Genomic DNA, 17,317 nt, shown 5'->3' with positions numbered 1-17,317 from the left:
AGGTGTGCCAGTACCGCTGTGATGATAATTATCAGAAGTACAATAACTATGAATAAATTATATCTTCTCCTTTTTCTTTTTTTTCTTTTACGCAATGGAAGACTCATATACTACTTAATTATTATTAGTTATTACCAGGGAAGCATAATTCAGCCGCCATTAATAGTAAAGCAAATAAAGAAGTATTAAAATAACATTGTAACCCATTTAATTAAAATGGTAACGAATTCAATAACCATAAAGCAAATAGCTAAATCTAATATAAAAGATAAACGTAACATGGCATTAATTCCTTCCTTTGCTGTTTAGTAATGAAAAAAGAAACACGTACAAACAGATTTTTAAAGCGCTCCCTAAAATTGGTTGGGTGGCTGTTCCTTCTTGTAATACTACTAATTCTTTTCATTAGAAGCCCATGGGGACAAAATATAATCGTAGACAGGCTTGTTTCTTTTGTTACGGAAAAAACAGGAACAAATTTTAGTGTAGACAAACTCTTTATCACTTTTTCGGGCGATTTAGAAATCCAAGGTTTGTATTTGGAAGATTTACAAAAAGATACCCTTTTATACTCTAAAAACCTCCAGGCAGATGTGGCAATTTCGTCCCTTATTTTGGATAATAAATTAAAAATAAGTGAATTGGAATGGAATGGAGTGGTCGCAAAAGTCAACAGATCTAAGCATACAGAAACGTTTAATTATTCCTTCCTTTTAGATGCGTTTTTAGCACCTGCGCAAAAGCAATCCGAAGATACCACAGCGCCACTATCCGTTGAAATCGGTAGTGTTTCCCTTACCGATTTCAACGTGAATTACATGGATTCATTATTGGGTATTGCTAGTAAAAATACTATTGGCAGCTTATACGCGCAATTCGAAACAATAGATATTACCGAGCTTCTGTTTCATGTAAATCTGCTAAAATTAACCAATAGTTCAATTTCATATGTGCAGAACAAACCGCTACCCGATGGTAATGAAGATGCTTCATCCAAACTTCCAAAACTGGTGTTTTCTAAAATAGCTTCGGAAAATGTTACTGCTCATTATCATTCCGTTCCTAACGGGACGTTAGCTGATATTACCCTTGGGCAACTTAACCTAGCATTACCAAAAATCGATTTAGACACGAATAGCTACGAAATAGATGGATTGTCCTTGCAAAACTCAAAAGTGCTGCTTGAGTTACCTGAAGAAACTAAAAATAGTTCGGAAGAATTGTCCCCAAATAATGCCAATGAATTTGTTTGGCCTAAATATACTATCGACGCAACGAACCTTAGTTTAAACAACAATCAGTTTTCATTTAATAATAAAGCAATTAATACGGTTCAACATAAATTTAACCCTAATAATTTCGACTTTTCAGAAATAGCATTTAGTGCAAAAACTGTTTCATATTCCCCTCGGAAAGTCAACTTAGATGTCAAAGAGTTTTCCTTTAAAGAGCGCAGCGGCCTAAATCTGAATCAATTGGCCCTAAAAGGTGATTTGAATGAAAATGAACTTCGTGTATCAAATCTTGTTATCAAGACATCTAGGAGCAGTCTTAATGGGAAGGCAATACTCAATTATTCCTCCGTACAAAGTTTAATAGATTCCCCCGAAAATGTACTCGTGGACTTGGATATACCTTTCTTTAGCTTCGACAGCAGTGATTTGTATGTATTTGAACCGGCACTAAAAACAAATGAGGTATTCAAAAAGATTTCAAAAGACTCATTTAAAGGGCAGCTATTCGCCAAGGGAACATTGGATGAGATTACACTTACCAATACAGCGGTAAATTGGGGTTCCCGAACATCCCTTAGACTAGCAGGAACTGTTTTCAATAGCACATATATCGATTCTCTTCGTGTAGATTTTGATTCTATAGTAGCTACCACAGGTCAATCTGACCTTAATCAATTCACGGCGCTAAAGGACCCGACCTTCACAATCCCAAAACAATTACAATTATTTGGCACCGCATCAGGATCACTAAAAAATCTAAACGCCAGCATAAACCTGGCGTCTTCTATGGGGAACATTAACTTTAATGGTAGCGGCGGGTTAACCAACATACCATTTATAGAGGGTCTTTTCACTGTCGATAGTTTACAGCTTGGCAGCTTGCTGAACAATCCTCAATTTAAGGATTTGTCCCTAACTGTTGATTTAAAATTAAAGGGTAAGAACCTAAAAACCCTTGAGGGTAACTTAAAAGCAACCATCTCAGAATTTTATTGGAACGATTACTTGTTTGTCGATGGAATTGCTAATGCCAACATAAACGAAGGAACAGGGAAAATTACTTTAGACTATAAAGACAAAAATATAAACCTTACCTCTCTAACAGCGCTGAAATTAGACAGCTCACCTTATAACATTGAAACCACCATAGACTTAATAGGTGCAAATTTAAACGCCTTGGCAATTACCCAAAACGATATACGGGTGGGAGCCAACATAAAGGCGTCATTTTTGGGCACGCCCGAAACGTATACCATCACTGGTAAAATTACAGAAGGTATATCTGTAATCGAAAATAACCAGTTTCAAACCGGAGCTATCGATATTTTGGCATCCGTTGGCAAAAATACCACAGAAGCAAATATTACCAGTGATTTTCTTAACGGTGATTTAAAGGCCAATGGTAGTCCCGACCAAATCAGCAAAGCACTATTGATTCAATTTGAAAATTATTTTACTGATGATGCCGAATTTACTTCTCAACCAAAACCTATTTTGGTGAATTTGAACGCGAATCTTACACCAAAACCAATATTGACCGAAGTGTTTTTTAAAGGTATAGATCGCTTGGATACCATAACCTTGAATGCTAGTTTTGATTCGGCCAAGAGAGACTTGCAGGCCAAACTCCATTTGCCCTATGCAGCGTATAATGGAAGTACCGTAGATAGCCTTAATTTAAGCATTAACGGAGATGCGAACGATTTAAGATTCTCCTTTGGGATAAATGCCCTGCGTTACGATCCCCTCCTGATAAAAAAGACATATTTTGACGGAGTACTTAACAACAAAAAACTACAGTTGGATTTCATTTCGTTCGACGACCAAGAAAAGCTTGCCCATATTGCCTCTGAAATGCAGTTTCGTAACGATACCCTAACCTTACAAATTAAGCCAGAAAAACTTCTATTAAATAAGAAACAGTGGTCTATTCCCAAAAACAACCAGATCGCCTACACCAAAAACTTTCTAGGCTTTACCAATGTACTGTTTTCCAGAAACAATCAAGAAATTGAACTTAGTGATTCCCTACCAACTGTAAAGTCCAACCATATTGGCCTTCGCTTCAAAAACTTTACATTACAAACGTTTTTAAGTCTCTTAAATCCTGATGAATCACTCGGAACCGGCATCGTGGATGGGAACTTAATAGCAGAAAACCCATTTGATGCTGGGGGTATCCTTGCGGAAATTAAAATTAATGATTTGGGAATTCTAGAAAATAGACTCGGCAATCTATCATTAAATGCTTTCTCGCAAGAGCTTTCCAAATATAGCATTGACTTGGCCCTGAAAGATGGTGCAGTTGATATGGACCTTACCGGCAACTACAAGGCAACTGTAAATGGGCCTAGCCTTAACCTATATTTGGATTTAAAAAAACTGGAGACAGCCGTTGTGATCGGATTTTTTAGTGAAGAGGTCAAAAACCCGGCTGGTTTTTTATCCGGACAGATAGAGCTACAAGGAACACTGAACAACCCTATTTATGAAGGTAATCTTTCTTTTAACAATACCAGCCTCGACTTTACTGCGCTAAGTACCTCTTTCAAGGTAGATAACGAGACCGTAGAAATAGATGAGACGTCAATTGCGCTCAACAACTTTGAAATAAAAGACGCGAAAGGCAGCTCCTTTACTATTGACGGAAAGATTGGCACTATGAATACATTGAACCCATCCTTCGATTTAAACATTAAAACTGAAAGATTCGGGTTATTGAATTCAACGGCAAAAGATAATGCGCTATATTATGGTACCGCCAGTATTGACGCCAATGTGACCCTTAAGGGAAATCTAAATTTACCTAAGTTAAACGGTAAGGTTCGCCTAAGGGACGTAACCGATTTTACCTACGTACTTCCTGAAGAGCAGTTGGATATAGAGGAACGGGATGGTGTAGTGATTTTCGTAAACCGGGAAAATCCAGATGCCATTCTAACCAATAATCAGGAAAACGATACCCCATCGCTATTTCTTGGTTTGGATGCGAACCTAGTTATAGAAATCGCCGAGGAAGCCTCGTTTACCTTAATACTAGATGAAAAAACAGATGATGTACTACAAGTGGCAGGAGAGGCAGCACTAAACCTGAACCTGAACCCAAATGGCATGGTAGGGCTCACGGGACGTTACGAGCTAGCCAAAGGCTATTACAAAACTAGTTTGTACAACCTGGTTTCCCGAAAATTCGATATGAAGCCTGGAAGCACTATTACCTGGCAAGGCGACCCTTTAGACGCAAAACTGGACGTTACTGCTATTTATAGCTTAGAAACATCTGCAGCTCCTTTAATGGCATCCGAAACCTCGGGCGTTGAAGCTGGTCTAGCATCAAAATACCAACAAGTGATGCCCTTTTTGGTGTATTTAAACGTAGATGGCGAAATTACCGCTCCCGAATTGTCTTTTGATTTAGGAATTCCCGAAAGTGCGCAAGGAGAATTAGGGGGCGGGGTATATGGTAAAGTACAGCAATTGAACGCACAGGAAGCAGAACTAAACAAGCAAGTATTCTCTCTTTTGGCACTGAACCGTTTTTTTCCGAATACCGTTAGCGATGGTAGTAGCGGTGGTGCGGCAGGTTTGGCTCGAAATAACGTAAATAAAGTGCTTTCGGGCGAGCTAAATACCTTCTCGGACAAAGTATTGGGCAATAGTGGATTTGAACTAGATTTTGATTTAGATAGTTTTACCGATTACACCGGTGAAAGTGCTCAAGATCGCACCCAACTAAACATTAATGCGAGTAAAAAGCTATTCAACGATCGATTAATTGTAACAGCAGGTAGCGCTATAGATGTGGAGGGTAGCGCACAGGCAGGACAAGAAGAAAGTCCGATTATAGGCAATGTAAGTTTGGAGTATCTTTTGACCCAAAACGGCAGATACCGTTTAAAAGGGTATCGCAAAAGTGAATATACAAATGTAATAGACGGACAACTAATTGTTACAGGACTTGCACTAATCTTCAATAGGGAGTTCAATAGATTTAGCGAATTATTTAATCCTGTAGAACAAAACACGCTTTCTGCGGAGGAAAAATTAGATAACAAAAATGATTTTCCTAAACGTAATAAGAATGAAATTGAGGAGTAGGCCAAAGAACAATAGTAAATACCTGCACCTGCTATTTTTAGTATTGCTGGTGCAGGCATGTGGCATACAGCGTTTTGTTCCAGAAAATGAAATACTATACGAAGGAGCGAGTATTAGTATAAAGAAAAACGACAGTATAGGAAACATAGGCGAGGCAAGAACAGAGCTGCTATCTACGCTGAAACCAGAACCAAACTCCACTTTTCTTGGCATGAGGCTGCCACTTTATTATCATTACAAGGTCGAAAAAGGTGACTCAGGATTCGTTACCAAATGGCTTAATAAGAAATTCGGTGAAGAACCTGTTTACTTATCAGCTGTGAACACGCAGCGTATAGAAGATTTAATGCGTAACCGGCTAGACAACAAAGGCTACTTTTATAGCACTGTTGGGCATGAAATTGATAGTAGTAACCAAGGGGCATCCATAACATACGTAACGAAACTGCCACAACCATATAAATTGCAAACCTACAGTGTAGAAAGTGATAGTTCACAAGCATACCAAGCCATAAACAGAACCTTGGAAAAATCGGCTATAACGCAGGGTAATCGTTTTGATTTATCTTTATTAAAATTCGAGAGAGAGCGTATTGACCGTGAACTCAAACAGAAAGGGTATTATAATTTCAATCCTGATTTCCTTATTTTTGAAGCAGATACAAACCAATACAAAAACAAGCGTTTTGACCTTTTTCTAAGGTTTAAAAAAGAAACACCTGCCAAGGCAAAAGTTCCTTACACCTTAAATAAAATTACGGTGTTCCCAAACTATAAGATAACGAACGACACTACGGAACAACTACGTACAAACTATAAAGAAATAGAATTCGTACAAGACGATAATTTTTTTAAACCTAAACGCTTAGCGCCCTATATCCTTTTCAAAAAAGGACAATTGTACGACGCAGAAGCCTCTAAATTAACTAGTAACCGTTTATCTGCAATCGGAAGCTACAAATATGCCAATATCCAGTTTAAGGAAGCAGATTCAGTCTTGAAAACTGATAGTACCAATCTTTTGAATGTAAACATCTATTTATCACCTTTAAAAAAACGCGCGTTACGTGCCGAACTGCAGGCTATCACAAAATCCAATGGTTTTACAGGTCCTGGAATTTCATTAACGTATAGCAATCGTAATCTATTTTATGGAGGGGAAACACTTAATATCAGTGGAAGTTTCTCCTACGAAGCGCAATTGAACGGGGGCAACAACAGTGGCCTCAATAGTGTTAATGGTGGCCTAAAAACAGAATTGATCCTACCAAGGCTAGTTCCCTTCTCTCCAAGTAGATTTAAATATTCTGTTCCAAAAACAAAAATCGGAATCGGCGTTGATTTTTTGAATCGAAGCAAATTGTACACTTTAACCTCGGTCAATAGTATCTTTGGCTATACATGGAATGCCAACCGTTTTGTATACCATGAGCTTAACCCGATCAGTATTAGCTATACTAACCTAGCGAACACTACAGAAGAATTTGATACGATTTTAGAACAAAATCCGTTCCTAAGAAATAGTTTTGAGCAGCAGTTTATAGCTGGACTCAATTATAACTTTACCTACAATGAGTTAGTAGATACAAGCAAGAACCAACCTATTTTCTTTTCTACAAACCTGGATATTGCCGGGAATACCCTAAGCCTATTGAGCAATAGAGGAAATCAGGTTTTTGGTCTTGAATACGCCCAATATGCTAAATTAGATGCCGACTTTAGACACTACCTAAAATGGGGTAAAGAGCAAACTCTGGTAAGTAGGCTGTACGCAGGTTGGGGACTTCCTTATGGTAATTCTATAACGCTACCTTTCACAAAACAGTTTTTTTCCGGTGGCCCTTATAGTGTGCGTGCCTTTCCCATACGTGCTTTGGGACCAGGGTCTTTCCGTTCTGTAGGAGAGGATTCGAGTTCATTTTTTGATCAATCTGGTAATTTAAAACTTGAAGCTAATCTTGAATATAGATTCCCTATCTGGTCGTATCTTAAAGGAGCAATCTTCGCAGATGCCGGAAATGTGTGGTTAACATACGATATAGAACTGCCGGCAGATGAACCAGAAGCAAATAGAATATTTAATGAAGAGCTGGTTTCTCAAGGAACGTTTGGTTCTGATTGGGCACGTCAGTTAGGCGTCGGTGTTGGTTTCGGACTTCGAGTAGATATTCAAAGTTTTGTAATCCGATTGGATGTGGCATCGCCTTGGCGTGTTCCCTATTTACCAGAGGATGAAAGAAGTAGAATCCCCTTCTTTGATGGAGGAGATGAAAACCTAATGTTCAACTTTGCGATAGGGTATCCTTTTTAGATTTGCATATCTAAATTGGTTGAATAACGTATATTTTTCAATCACCATTCTTTAAAAAATCCGGAGAAATTTCAAAATCAATAAAAGATTTTGTAAAACCTACTATCCAATAGCAAAGCCGGGGAGAGAATTTTTGCATTAAAGTAGAACAAACAATACACGCATACGGTTTAACAACGCTTAAAGCTGTATTCTAACTGAAACAGCAACCGGTTTATCCCTTACGGAAAGATGACATCTGGTTGAAATACTAAGTTCATTCTAAACTAGTGGAAAATGTTTGATTTAAACAACAGCCCTACTGCCCAATATCAGCAGCATCAAAAGCAACTAATTCATCGCCTTGAAACTGTGCCATAACCTCTATGGGCCTGCAGCAAACCTCGCAATCCTCAATGTACGTTTGTTTTGTAACGGAAGTATCCAACAACATGGAAATCTCCTCCCAACAATATGGGCATTGGAAAAAATGTTCGTACATCAATATTCTTCGTTTATCCTTTTCTAAGCAAACTGGCCAATTGCTCCAACGTAAGTCTTTGAACTAAATTTTCTGCGTTAGAGTTAAGTATAGTATAATTCCCTAGCTTTAATAAAAGTTCTTCTTCATCTGTTTCTAAAAACAGTTCCGAAGCTTTCTCTTTTATTTCTTCTAACTTAAGATCATAGCGTTTTTTTAATGTAATATTTCCATCTTGATTAGACACTCTAAAACCGGCAAAATCGATAAGCCTCTTAATGCCATTAAAAAACTTGAATCCTAACAAAACAAGGCTGGCCATGGCAAAATTTACTGCCAAGGAAAAAACATTTATTTCTTCCTCGTTCACGAACATTGAAACCAATGAACCCACCCCATATACTCCTACAAAAAATACCAACACACCAAAAATAACCGCTATTACATCTGCAAAGACTGCATTTGAAGTTCTGGTGATAGTTAAAATACCATTGTTGGTTTTAGCTTCAAACCCAAGGTCATTTAGGTATTCTAAGTTGTTTATTTGGGAAACCTTAACCTCAATGGCCAGTTCTAGTTCACTCTTATCAACTACTAACCCTCTGGATTCCAGTTCGGCGTTTAGACTCAATTGTGACTCAAATGTAAGCATGTGGTACTGGTCCAAAATTTCTAACAACTCCTTTTTTGTTCTATCGCTGTACATTTTCTATTTATTTAAATATAAATCTGTCTGTTAGATATTTATAATTCTACGTTTAATAATTGCCCAGTTAACTGCAGTAATTGTAATTCGGACAATTTAGCATCATACTTTGCCAAATTTTTATTGGTCTGGGCATTCAACAGATTTATCTGTGCCTGTCTAAATTCTATAGAGGTAATCCTACCCAACTGAAACTGCTCCCTGGACCGCTCAAAGTTATTCTGATTGGTAAGGACATTCTGCTCCTGTATCTTATAGATATTAAGTCGGTTATCGTAAATAGCCATGGCGTTTTGAATATCCCGATCTACTTCCATTGCAACCTGCTTCTTTAATAACTCCTGATTTTTGTACGCAATTTTAGCATTCCGCACCCTAACCGTGGTTCCCCCACCATCAAAAAGGTTCCACGTTAAACGCGCACCTAGTCCAAAATTCCTATCGTTGTTTACATTTACTCCCGGGAAAAATGCTCCTGGTGCATTTTGATTTAAATTCCAACCATAGGAACCCGTAAGGTCTAATGTTGGCAGGTAACCGGAAGTACTTACCTTAATATCGTATGCATTAATGGCTAAATTTCGTTCCGTTTGCAGTATTGCCACATTATTCAATCTAGCTTCGGCCATAAATTCATCAAGTTTCAACTTGGGAATAAAGGTAATCAACGTATCTACGCTATATACTTCGTTCAAATCTTGATTCAATACTACGTTAAGATCACGCTTCGCATTGGCCAATTGTTGATTCGTATTCAATAGGTTAATACTATCGTTGGTAACATCTACTTGGGCATTCAAAATATCTAACTTGGTATTTTGTCCGTATTCAAAAGCATATTCAGACCGCGTAATACGCTGTTTGGAGATTTCTAAAGCTTGCTGCTGTACGTTTTTATTCTCTGTTAGGCGTGCAATCTCAAAATACACACTAAACAGCTGTATGATTGTATTTTCTATCGTTTCCCGTGCCTGAAGACTACTTAACTGATATTGCTCCTTTAAACTTTTAAAGGTGTAGAATCTGCCTAGACCATCAAACAAGGTATAACTCGCAACTAATCCTGCATTATAGCGCTGTGCTTCGGCTTTATATAAATTGGCATCAGGCCTAGGTACAGGATTACCTGTATCAGGATCCGTAATAAACTGTCCAGGAAATTCAAAAGTAGAATCGTCCCTTTGGTAATTGGCACCCGCGTTTCCCGTTAGGGTAGGTAAAAATCCAGAGTTGAGCAAATCGCTATTGTTCTCTGCAATTTCAACTTGATTTCTGGCCACTTGAATACCAAAATTGTTCTCCAACGCCTTAATAACGGCTTCTTCTTTAGAAAGTAGTTCTTCTTGTGCCATTAACACCGTAAATGGCATTAAAAAAAATATGGCGATTGATCTTGATCTTATCATTCTACTGTGGTTCCTTCTAATTTCTTTTCTGTTTCGCTACCATTGTTCGTATGCACAGGTAATTCTTTAGTACTGGCATGGGATATACCTAATTGTTTGCCTTCTAAATGCATCCCTTCCTTTTTTTCCTTAATGGCGCGCTCTACTTCTTCTTTGGTAATTTTATAACCCGAGCCAAACGTGCCGCTCTTGGCCTTTAAAATATTGCCAAAGGAAAGAAATAAGGGCAAAAGCAATAAAGTAAGTACCGTTGCAATGCCTATGCCGTAGGCAATGGAAATGGCCATTGGTTTTAGAAACTGTGCCTGCCTACTGGTCTCCAACATCAATGGAGCCAAACCTGCTATCGTTGTAATCGAAGTTAGAAATATAGCCCTAAACCTTGAACGACCCGCTTCCAAAATAGCAGCATCAAAAGTCATACCCTCCCTAAGGTTGGTATTGAACCTTCCGATTAGTACCAGGCCATCGTTGACCATAATCCCTACTAGTGCTATAATTCCTAAAAGTGATAATACGTTGATAGGAAAATCATGAATCCAATGCCCCCAAGCCACCGCGGTTAAACTAAATGGAACCATAATTAACAATAATAGTGGTTGGCTAAAACTTCTAAACGTAAAAGCTATGGTGATATAGATAAGAAGCAATACGGATAATCCTACTACTTCTAAAGAACCTGTAAGCTTATCAACCTCCCTATTCTGTCCTTCAAAGGAGGGAGAGACTGTAGGATATTTTGATAAAATTTCTGGTAAAACAACATTTTGGATTTCTGCCATGATATCGGTAGGACTATCTTTTGGGTTCTTTAAATCCGCAGATACCTGAATCTCCCGCCTTCCTTCCAGTCTATTGATGGCGACATCGCCACGCTCAATACTGTACGCTGCAATTTCCTTTAAAGGAACACGACTACCACTAGGCGTAACGATACGCATTTCATCCAAGTCCGTAATAGAGGACCTATTATCCCTATCGTAGCGCACCCAAACACGTATCTCATCTTGAGAGCGCTGAAACCTTTGCGCCTGGGTCCCAAAGAATCCTGCTCTTACTTGGTTCATCACATTTCTAAGGTCTAATCCCAACAGGTAGGCGTTCTCCCTAAGCTCCAAACGTATTTCCTTTATACCAGCAGGATCGTTATCGGCAATATCCTTAAGCGATGCATTATTTTCCAGAGCAGTTTTAAGCTCCTTTTTGGCAGCTTTCAACTCTGTTATATTGTTTCCTAATAGTGAGATAGAAACAGGAGAACCACCAAAGTTACCCCCAGAACCATAGATGAGACTCTCCACACCCGCCACCGGGCCCATCAATTCTTGAAGCCTACCGGTTACCATATCCGAGGCAATCTCATCTGGTCTTTCTTCTCCTGGCAGTAAATTAATGGTCAATGTAGCCGCAGCCGAACCGGGACCTGCTCTGCGTATCATATTCTCAAAAAGTACCTTATCCGTTCCTTTAAAATACTTTTCGGTAAGTTCTTGGTTTACTATTTCTGCCTTTTCTTCAATGAGACTTATAATGGAGTCAGTAACCTTTTCATTTGTACCATTTGGCATTTGCAACTCTACCTGAACTCGGTCACTGGCAATTCTAGGAAAAAAGGCCGTTCGTATGATACCTCCTCCAACAGCCCCTAAGGTTAAGATAAGGGCGGCAGTAAAGAAACTAAAAGTCAAAATTTTGTTTCTAAGCGCAAATAAGATAGCCGGAGTGTAAAGCTTATCGCGCATCCAAGACATGAACCTATCACCAGATTCGTTAAAGATTCTTAATTTGGCAAAGGCTTTGCCAATTCCCTTTTTAGGCTTTTCGTCAGGAGGCTGAAGCGCTTTTGAATGTGCCAAGTGGGCGGGCAATATGATCAATGCCTCTATTAAGGAAACTGCCAAAGTAAGAATTACGATCACGGATACCTCACCAAAAAACTCCCCTATCCTACTATCTAAAAACAAAAATATCGAAAACGCTAAAATAGTCGTTATAATCGCTGAGATTATAGGAGGTAGAACTTCCATAGTGCCATCTACCGCAGCTTGTACCGGACTTTTACCTTTTTCATAATGCTGGTAAATATTCTCTGCTATAACAATACCGTCATCCACCAATATCCCAATTACGATAATCATTCCAAAAAGAGATAAAACGTTGATGGTAACATCAAAATATCCGGCAAATACAAACATTCCCAAAAAAGCTACTGGTAGTCCAAAAGCAACCCAAAACGCCAATCTAGTATTCAGGAAAAGTGATAGGAAAATAAGTACGAGAATCATACCCATAATAGCGTTCTCTGTGAGCAGCGCCGTACGCTGCACTAACGTAGTAGATAGGTCCGATACTACATTTAATTGTACATTATTGTACTTTTCGTTAAACTCGTTTACATACGCCTTTACCTTTTCTGCAGAACTTACCAAATCCTCGGTGTTAGTACTAGTAATCGTTGTATTTACAGAAAGATTACCATTGAAGTAGGAAGCATCAGGGGACTCGGCGAAACGATCACGGACTTCGGCAACATCTTTTAAACGAATGGTACTACCAGAGGCATCTGCCCTAACAATTATATTGGATAGTTCATCCCCGTAGTAAGACCTATTATTAGCCCGTATCAAATATTCCTCCGCATCGGTCTTAATCGTACCTCCCGTTACAAGAATATTAGCGTTCCCGACTGCCTGGGCAACCTCTGTAAACGAAATACCATAGGCTAAAAGATTGTTCTCGTTAACCGCTATTTCTATCTCTTCCTGCGGATAACCCGTAATAGCTATCTGTGAGATACCATCTATTGCTCTCAGATCGTTTTCTATTTGTCGCCCTACACTTTTTAATGTTGCCAATGGTATTTCCTCGCCACTAATGGCAAAGCTAATCGTTTGCCTTATGGATTCCAGTTTGGAAACAATTAATGGTTCCATGCCCGTAGGAAAAGTTGGAACCCGATCCACAGCGTTCTTAACCTCCAAAAGCATAAAGTCTATATCACGACCCTTTTCAATCTCTACATTTATGCTACCACTATTCTCACGAGACGTAGAGGTGACACGGTCGACTCCTTCAAGACCCTTAAGGTTATCCTCTATCTTTAAAACGATACCTTCTTCAACCTCTTGCGGCGATGCTCCGGGGTAGGCTATACTTACTGAAATATTCTTAGAATCCGTAAGCGGGAAAAAGGATGATTTTAGGGATAACGCCCCTACTATACCAAATAGCGCAAACGCAATAATAACTACGTTTACGGCAACATGGTATCGTATAAAATACTCTATTAACTTTCGCATTATTCCTGTGTATTTTCCGGTTGGTTGGTAAACTTTTTAACCGCCATACCGGTATAGGCGCCAATAAGCGGTTTAGACATGATGGTTGTTCCGTTCGGAACGTTTTTCAGCACCACACTTTTATTAGAAAAATAAACCGGATTTACGTTAATAACATCCAAAACAGAGTCGCGGACGACAAAAATTTGATTGCCCTCCATCAATAGATTACGATCTATCTCGATTGCATTCTCCTCAGTTTTTGCATCTAAGTTGGCCTCTAAATACATCCCTTCTTTTAAGTTCTCATCGCTTACTTCTATAAAGGCCTTTATAGTCTGGGTCGCTTGGTCTACCCTTCCATTGATACGGGCCACTTTTCCTTTATAAACCTTAGGGTCGTCTAAAGTGGTTAGTGCAACACTTTCTCCTACCTTCAACAAATCCGAATAGGTTTTACTCACAGCCACTTCTAGCTCATATACTCCTGGGTTGATAAACTCTCCTAATTTTTGCCCGGCGCGAACCAATGAGCCTTCGGTCACCGAAGCCTCGGTCAATACTCCTGTAAAGGGAGCGGTTATTCTATATTTTGATAGGCGTTGCTCCAAATTTTTTACATTGTAATAACTAGTAAGAATACCACGGCCAGAAATAAAGAAACGTTCGCTTTCCGAAACCATTTCAGGCAACGAGGGCGTACTCTTCGCCATGTCGAAGCCATTAAGGTACTCCTGCCATTTTGGAAATATTTCAGGATAATCCAAACGTAAATCGGGCATTATAGAGGTTAGTTCGTTGTAGAGGTTGCTTTTGGCCGACTGCACGGTTGCGGCGTACTCAGAAGCATCTATACGAATAATCGTTTCCCCTTTGCTGTACACTTGACCTTCCTTAAATAACTTGCTGCCCCTATTGAACACGCCCTGAACTTCTGTGAAAAGCTCTACTTTCTGTTTGGCGGTTAGGTTACCGTTTGCGCTTACTACTATGGGTACAGTCCCATTTTGAACTACTTCTGTAAAGACCGTTTTAACCACTTTCCCGGCTTTGGGCCTAAAACTCTTCTTACTGTCCACAATCCCTTTTGCCATAAAAAAGGATCCAACAATAAGTAGGATACCTAGGACCGATAAAATAATGTTTCTCATGCTTGGATAATTATTTGGATACTAGTTTGTTTGAAAATTTTTTTGAATTTTTTTTAGATTGTCAATCATCATGGTTTTATGATGCTCATCAATACCGTATTCCATGGTGTCGATTATACGTTGTATTATGGGTCTTGTTCTTTCAAATATGGCGGCTCCCTCTACTGTTATAGATACGTTGTTGTTTCGTTTGTCTTCTTCACTTTGCACCCTTCTGATATAGTTTTTACCTTCCATTTTGGAGAGTAGTCGTGCCAAAGAAGATTTATCCCTAAACGTTAATCCCGCCAGTTCGTTCTGATTGATACCGTCTTGTCCGTGCAATGTCTTTAGCACTACCATCTGTTCCTTGGTAAGATCCAATCCTTGTGAATCAAAGGCCTCTTGTAGGTGGTAATCAACCACTTTCATGGTCCTACCCAACCACGGCCCTATTGAATTTTCGAAATCTATTTCAAAGTTGGATTTTAACACGGAGCGAAACTAGTGAAAAACAAATTGGTTGCAGCTGCAACCAATGTTAAACTATTCACAAAATGTTTAATACAAAATAATTAACATTAAACAAAAAAAGACCCAATAGAGAGTCTTCAGATATTACTAGTGCTACAGTTTTAAAAGTACTACTCTTCTACGTCATCAAACTTTGTATTGGCCATTCTTGTTCCGGATACTGTTTCGATGCTAAATTTAATATTTAAAAAGGTATCGTCGCTATCGAAGCTAACTAAGCTTTTGGAACTCAAATTTAGTAATGCCCTAATAGAATCGAAATTATTTCCTTGAAGTTGCACTAGCTTTAAATTTGATAAATTTGCAACACTTTCCGGAAGTTGACCCTCGAATTTATTGTAAGACAAAACCAGCTCCTTTAGATTTCTTAACCTTCCTAGGTCCGCAACTATTGCCCCACCCAAACTATTTCCAAACAATTCTAAACTCTCCAGCTCGGATAATTCCTCAATGCTCTTAGGTAATTCACCTTTGAAATAGTTGCTAGATAAATTCAAAATTCTCAGTTGGGATGCTTCTCCAATATCCTTTGGGATCATACCGCCTAATGCATTATTAAAAAGGGTAAGTTCCTTTAAATTCTTTGCTTTTTTAAAACCATCTGGCAAAACCCCTGATAAGCTATTCATTTCTAATTTCAGCTTTTCGAGATAATGCAACTGCACCAACGATATTGGAATAGGACCTGTTAAATTATTAAACGATAAATTAAGAACTCTTAAGTGAGCTAGGTCGCCCATTGAGCTTGGAATAGTTCCCTCTAGACCGTTGTGATGAAGGTTTATTTCTACCACATGATTATTCTCAACCACCACACCGTGCCAAGTAGCTGCTTTTTTGCTAAAATCCCATGTGTGCGTCCATTTAGACCCATTCGTAGCATCATAGAACTCTTTAAGAATCTTTTTTTCCTCTTTTGTTATGTTAGCGTTTAGGGCGAACGAAACACAAAGTGCAACGGCGATCATAGTGACCTTTAAAATTGTTTTCATAACAATATTTCTTTAACAATAGATTAGTATGTAAATAGCCCCAATTGCAATATCATATTATCGCTTACGCTATTGCCTAATTATAACGTATAAATACCGGTTTTATGATATTTATATACCATTTTGGACAAAAAAACGGAGGTGCTTTTTGCACCTCCGTTTCTAACCAAACTAACTAAAAAATGTAAACTACACTAGTTTTCTATATCTTCAAATTTAGTATCTGCCATTCTAGATTTACTAAAATTAATATCTTTAAACTGAATGCCCCTATCTTCCCTATCATAATCGAAAACAAGAAATTGCCTTTCATCTAACATTTCCAAGTTTTTAAATGAGGTGAACTTATTATTTTGAATTTGAAACACCTCTAAACTAGCGAGCTGACCAAATTCTGCAGGTATTTCCCCGTTTAAATCGTTATTAGCCAGCACAAGTTCTTTCAAATTTTTTAAATTACCCATGGCAACTGGAATAGCTCCTTCTAGGGTATTTTCAAATAATCCTAAAGTTTCCAACTTATCCAATGAACCCAACGAACTTGGAATAACCCCTTTTAGGGTATTACTGGAAAGGTTTAAAACTTTTAGATTTTCAATCTTACCGATACTCTCGGGTATACTTCCAGATAAAAAATTGTTAAACGCGGAAATTTCTTCTAAACTTGCCATTTGTCCTATATCCGCTGGAATCTCTCCTTTTATCCTGTTCATTTCCAACTTTAGTATTTTCAAATTTTTAAGTTGGGTAAGTGTGTTGGGCAGCTCCCCTGTAATGGAATTAAAGGCCAGGTTTAAGGTTGTTAAATGCTCAAGATCTCCGATTTGTTCAGGCAAAACTCCCATTAAATTATTACGGAACAGTTGTAAACCAACCACTTTATTATTTTCTACGCGCACCCCGTACCAATTGGCAACATCGGTTTTTAAGTCCCATTTTTTTACCCAATGGTTTCCATTGGTGCTTTGGTATAATTGTATCAAAGCCTTTTTCTCCTTTTTAGAGACATCAGCTTTAGCTACATGAGCTACCAATAAAATCAGAAATAAGAAGGAGTATAGTTTTTTCATGCGTCATTAGTTTGTGATTACCAAATACGATTTGATAAAAAGTTAGGAATTATCCTACAAATTAATACTTATAACGCCTAAACGTCAAACTTTATCG

10 protein-coding genes are annotated in these 17,317 nt (G+C 38.4%); 2 read left to right on the top strand and 8 right to left on the bottom strand.

Features of this window, described 5'->3' with window-relative positions; translation table 11 throughout:
* The first annotated feature begins 311 nt into the window (after positions 1 to 311).
* Both MS6x_RS13015 and tamL read left to right on the top strand, forming a co-directional pair.
* Positions 312 to 5,333 (top strand): translocation/assembly module TamB domain-containing protein, encoded by a 5,022-nt coding sequence (locus MS6x_RS13015; protein WP_482602725.1) that lies wholly within the window; start codon positions 312 to 314, stop codon positions 5,331 to 5,333.
* Entirely contained in the window at positions 5,317 to 7,644 is a 2,328-nt protein-coding gene (gene tamL / locus MS6x_RS13010; RefSeq protein ID WP_482602723.1) for a translocation and assembly module lipoprotein TamL, read from the top strand. Before MS6x_RS13015 ends, tamL begins: the two co-directional genes overlap by 17 nt.
* Before the next feature lie 298 nt (positions 7,645 to 7,942).
* On the opposite strand, the gene MS6x_RS13005 is transcribed toward tamL, so the two are convergent.
* The 8 genes from MS6x_RS13005 to MS6x_RS12970 all read right to left on the bottom strand — a co-directional run bounded on the left by MS6x_RS13005 (position 7,943) and on the right by MS6x_RS12970 (position 17,220).
* Positions 7,943 to 8,125: a CPXCG motif-containing cysteine-rich protein gene (locus tag MS6x_RS13005; RefSeq protein ID WP_482602721.1), complete on the bottom strand. Its 183-nt coding sequence runs from the start codon at positions 8,123 to 8,125 to the stop codon at positions 7,943 to 7,945.
* Between the two features lie 13 nt (positions 8,126 to 8,138).
* A complete protein-coding gene (locus MS6x_RS13000) occupies positions 8,139 to 8,810 on the bottom strand; it encodes a hypothetical protein (RefSeq protein ID WP_482602719.1) in 672 nt (223 codons plus the stop codon).
* A gap of 38 nt (positions 8,811 to 8,848) precedes the next feature.
* Positions 8,849 to 10,216 (bottom strand): TolC family protein, encoded by a 1,368-nt coding sequence (locus MS6x_RS12995; protein WP_482602717.1) that lies wholly within the window; start codon positions 10,214 to 10,216, stop codon positions 8,849 to 8,851.
* Entirely contained in the window at positions 10,213 to 13,515 is a 3,303-nt protein-coding gene (locus MS6x_RS12990; protein WP_482602715.1) for an efflux RND transporter permease subunit, read from the bottom strand. The genes MS6x_RS12995 and MS6x_RS12990 overlap by 4 nt, the downstream gene beginning before the upstream one ends.
* Entirely contained in the window at positions 13,515 to 14,645 is a 1,131-nt protein-coding gene (locus MS6x_RS12985; protein ID WP_482602713.1) for an efflux RND transporter periplasmic adaptor subunit, read from the bottom strand. Before MS6x_RS12985 ends, MS6x_RS12990 begins: the two co-directional genes overlap by 1 nt.
* 21 nt (positions 14,646 to 14,666) lie before the next feature.
* Positions 14,667 to 15,119 (bottom strand): MarR family winged helix-turn-helix transcriptional regulator, encoded by a 453-nt coding sequence (locus tag MS6x_RS12980; protein ID WP_482602711.1) that lies wholly within the window; start codon positions 15,117 to 15,119, stop codon positions 14,667 to 14,669.
* 149 nt (positions 15,120 to 15,268) lie between these two features.
* Positions 15,269 to 16,150 (bottom strand): leucine-rich repeat domain-containing protein, encoded by an 882-nt coding sequence (locus tag MS6x_RS12975; RefSeq protein ID WP_482602709.1) that lies wholly within the window; start codon positions 16,148 to 16,150, stop codon positions 15,269 to 15,271.
* Positions 16,151 to 16,344: 194 nt separating this feature from the next.
* On the bottom strand, positions 16,345 to 17,220 hold the full coding sequence (locus tag MS6x_RS12970; RefSeq protein WP_482602707.1) for a leucine-rich repeat domain-containing protein: 876 nt from the start codon (positions 17,218 to 17,220) through the stop codon (positions 16,345 to 16,347).
* Positions 17,221 to 17,317: the final 97 nt, after the last annotated feature.

Source organism: Maribacter sp. MS6 (genome assembly GCF_056839185.1).
The sequence above is the reverse complement of the archived record's forward strand: the minus strand, read 5'-3'. Positions and strand labels throughout refer to the sequence as shown.

Excerpts from the sequence above, each read along its gene's own strand:
- MS6x_RS12970 (WP_482602707.1), bottom strand. The coding sequence starts at position 17,220 with ATGAAAAAACTATACTCCTTCTTATTTCTGATTTTATTGGTAGCTCAT.
- MS6x_RS12975 (WP_482602709.1), bottom strand. The coding sequence starts at position 16,150 with ATGAAAACAATTTTAAAGGTCACTATGATCGCCGTTGCACTTTGTGTT.
- tamL (WP_482602723.1), top strand. The coding sequence starts at position 5,317 with ATGAAATTGAGGAGTAGGCCAAAGAACAATAGTAAATACCTGCACCTG.
- MS6x_RS13000 (WP_482602719.1), bottom strand. The coding sequence starts at position 8,810 with ATGTACAGCGATAGAACAAAAAAGGAGTTGTTAGAAATTTTGGACCAG.
- MS6x_RS13015 (WP_482602725.1), top strand. The coding sequence starts at position 312 with ATGAAAAAAGAAACACGTACAAACAGATTTTTAAAGCGCTCCCTAAAA.
- MS6x_RS12995 (WP_482602717.1), bottom strand. The coding sequence starts at position 10,216 with ATGATAAGATCAAGATCAATCGCCATATTTTTTTTAATGCCATTTACG.
- MS6x_RS12985 (WP_482602713.1), bottom strand. The coding sequence starts at position 14,645 with ATGAGAAACATTATTTTATCGGTCCTAGGTATCCTACTTATTGTTGGA.
- MS6x_RS12990 (WP_482602715.1), bottom strand. The coding sequence starts at position 13,515 with ATGCGAAAGTTAATAGAGTATTTTATACGATACCATGTTGCCGTAAAC.
- MS6x_RS13005 (WP_482602721.1), bottom strand. The coding sequence starts at position 8,125 with ATGTACGAACATTTTTTCCAATGCCCATATTGTTGGGAGGAGATTTCC.